Here is a 2,887-nt window from a genome sequence, read left to right on the forward strand (position 1 = left end):
CCCTAATATTAGGAACTATTCCCTTTTTATTAACAACTTTCTCAGCCAAAGCAGCAGAACAAGTTTATTTGAATTACGGTATTTTCAGAATAGGAGTCTCTTTAGGTGCTTTAGAAAATTATGCTGAAACAGGTAAAGTTGATGAAGAATTAAAACTTTATCTCCTATTTATAAATGCAGAAAATCAAGAAAAATTGCGAAACATCCTGAATTTTCAACTCAAGATTAATCCCAGACAACTGACTCAAGGTTTATATTCTCAAATGGGAGAAAATTTACTGAATTATTTGGGAGAAATGATTCAGGTAGATGGTACAAATGGTGGTGTTGCTATTCGAGAAGCTTTAATCACGACTGCTGAATCTCAAGATTTTACCCCCATAAATTTATTAAAGAATTTTTCTGGTCAAATTCAGTTTGACATACTTAAAATTCTGGCAACTAAGAGAGAATTTGTTAGCTTGATCCAAGATNATTTACTGAATTATTTGGGAGAAATGATTCAGGTAGATGGTACAAATGGTGGTGTTGCTATTCGAGAAGCTTTAATCACGACTGCTGAATCTCAAGATTTTACCCCCATAAATTTATTAAAGAATTTTTCTGGTCAAATTCAGTTTGACATACTTAAAATTCTGGCAACTAAGAGAGAATTTGTTAGCTTGATCCAAGATACAGAAAAACTGCTACTAGAAGTTAACCAACTGACATTAACTGCTGCTAATACTGAACCAAAAGTAAATTTTTCCAGATTGCCAGATTTACGCCAACCAGGAAATTTTTATTTCTATCAAGAGACTCTTAAACTGTACGATAAAAGTCGCAAACGCCAATTTATTGTTAATCTTTATTTACCTGATAATCTACCAAAAAATCAAACTATGCCAGTAGTAATTCTTTCTCCTGGTTTAGCTGCAAAACTTAGTCAATGGCAACATTTAGCAAAACATTTAGCTTCTTATGGTTTTGCTGTGGCAAAAGTACAACATCCAGGGAGTGATTTTAATCATTTTCAAGCTTTTCTGGATGGGGAAGAAAAAGATATATTTCAACTCCAAGAATTTATTAACAGACCTCTAGATATTAGTTATTTATTAGATGAGTTAGAACTGCGAAATAAATCTCAATTCCAAGGAAGGCTCAATCTAAAAAATGTGGGAATGGCTGGTCAATCTTTTGGTGCTTATACAGCTTTAGCTTTGGCTGGAGCAAAAATTAATTTTGAACAACTAAAACAAGATTGTTTGCCACAGATTAAATCTTTAAATCCTTCCTTATTTTTACAATGTCGTGCTTTGGAATTGCCTCAACAAAATTATCAAAATTATAATTTTCGCGATGAAAGAATTAAGTCAGTATTAGTTATGGACCCAGTGAATGGGAGTATATTTGGTCAGTCAGGTTTTAGTAATATTAATATACCGATTTTGTGGGTTGCTGGTAGTGAAGATCAATTAACTCCGGTAGTAAGAGAACAGGTTTATCCTTTTACTTGGTTGCCAGTAAAAGAGAAGTATTTTATGTTGACAAAAGGTGCTAAACATCTGGATTTTAATGTGACTGCTATTCAGGATGTAGAATCTGTAGATGATGACTCTTTAAATCAGTTAGTTAGTGCAAGTTCTCCTGTGATTAAGTCTTATATTAATGCTTTGGGTTTGGCATTTTTTCAGATGTATGTGAGGAATGATTCTGATTATTTCAATTATTTAGGTTCTTCTTATGCTTTAGCTATTAGTGAGGAACCCTATACTTTGGGTTTTTTGTCTACTTTAACTGTAGAAAAATTAGCTCAACTTTTTGCTAGAAATAACGAGTAATTCCAGGGGTGAAAAAATTTGTCTACAAATAGTATCGGCAAGGAAGAATGCTTTAGTTATCTAGTAGAGATAAGAAGGCTTAAAATTAGGAAAATCCTTATTTCCCAATACTATATAAATTTCTTCTATTTTGTAACCATAATTTCAAATCAATTCCTGTAGTTGGATTTATAGAATTAGGGCTTGCTGATTAAAGATAAAAGCCTTAATAGATAATTTTTTTAGCCTTTTTTGGTCTGGAAAAAGTACGAAATTTTAGGTCATTTAGGTTCAAAAAATTAGCATTTTTGGCTCAATATTACAGGAAAATTAAGGGATAATTCCTCCCACTACCTCCTCGCTCCCATACCCATTTATCCTGACTCCTACCCCTACTAAAAGACTTTATTCAGCAAACCCTAATTAAAGGTTTTGCTTCCTGAAATTACTTGCCAAACTCCCATAGATCAAGCATTTATAGCTTTAGGCAAATTATCATTTATGAGTATGAGCANTTGGTCTGGAAAAAGTACGAAATTTTAGGTCATTTAGGTTCAAAAAATTAGCATTTTTGGCTCAATATTACAGGAAAATTAAGGGATAATTCTCCCACTACCTCCTCGCTCCCATACCCATTTATCCTGACTCCTACCCCTACTAAAAGACTTTATTCAGCAAACCCTAATTAAAGGTTTTGCTTCCTGAAATTACTTGCCAAACTCCCATAGATCAAGCATTTATAGCTTTAGGCAAATTATCATTTATGAGTATGAGCAAAATGGGATTATATCCTATTAGTATTTAGTCTAATTCCAGTCTAACTGCATACTGTCTGAATTTCTTGAGAGTTCCTGAATATCCTGAACCAATTCTATATCAATTTAGTCTTTCTTTAATATCCAATCCCCTGACTAATAGTACAATTCGATCATTCATATTTGATATTTTTATCACAGTAGAAGCAGGTGCTAACTACAGAATAGGTTGTACAGTTTTTGGAGAATTTAAAAGATAATATCTCAGGATTTCTAAAGCTTCTTGTACTCCCTGTTGAAACCAAAAATCTTTCTTTAAATGTGAAATACTTT

2 protein-coding genes are annotated in these 2,887 nt (G+C 32.7%); both read left to right on the forward strand.

The genetic code is table 11. The annotated features are described in order from the left end of the window. Positions 1 to 473: alpha/beta hydrolase (locus AFK68_RS38025; protein WP_210407202.1), on the forward strand; the 473-nt coding region annotated here is incomplete at both ends. 24 nt (positions 474 to 497) lie between these two features. Next, positions 498 to 1,820 (forward strand): alpha/beta hydrolase family protein, encoded by a 1,323-nt coding sequence (locus AFK68_RS44140; protein WP_371357213.1) that lies wholly within the window; start codon positions 498 to 500, stop codon positions 1,818 to 1,820. Positions 1,821 to 2,887 lie beyond the last annotated feature (1,067 nt).

Source organism: Hydrocoleum sp. CS-953, assembly GCF_002260545.1.
Lineage (GTDB): Bacteria > Cyanobacteriota > Cyanobacteriia > Cyanobacteriales > Microcoleaceae > Trichodesmium.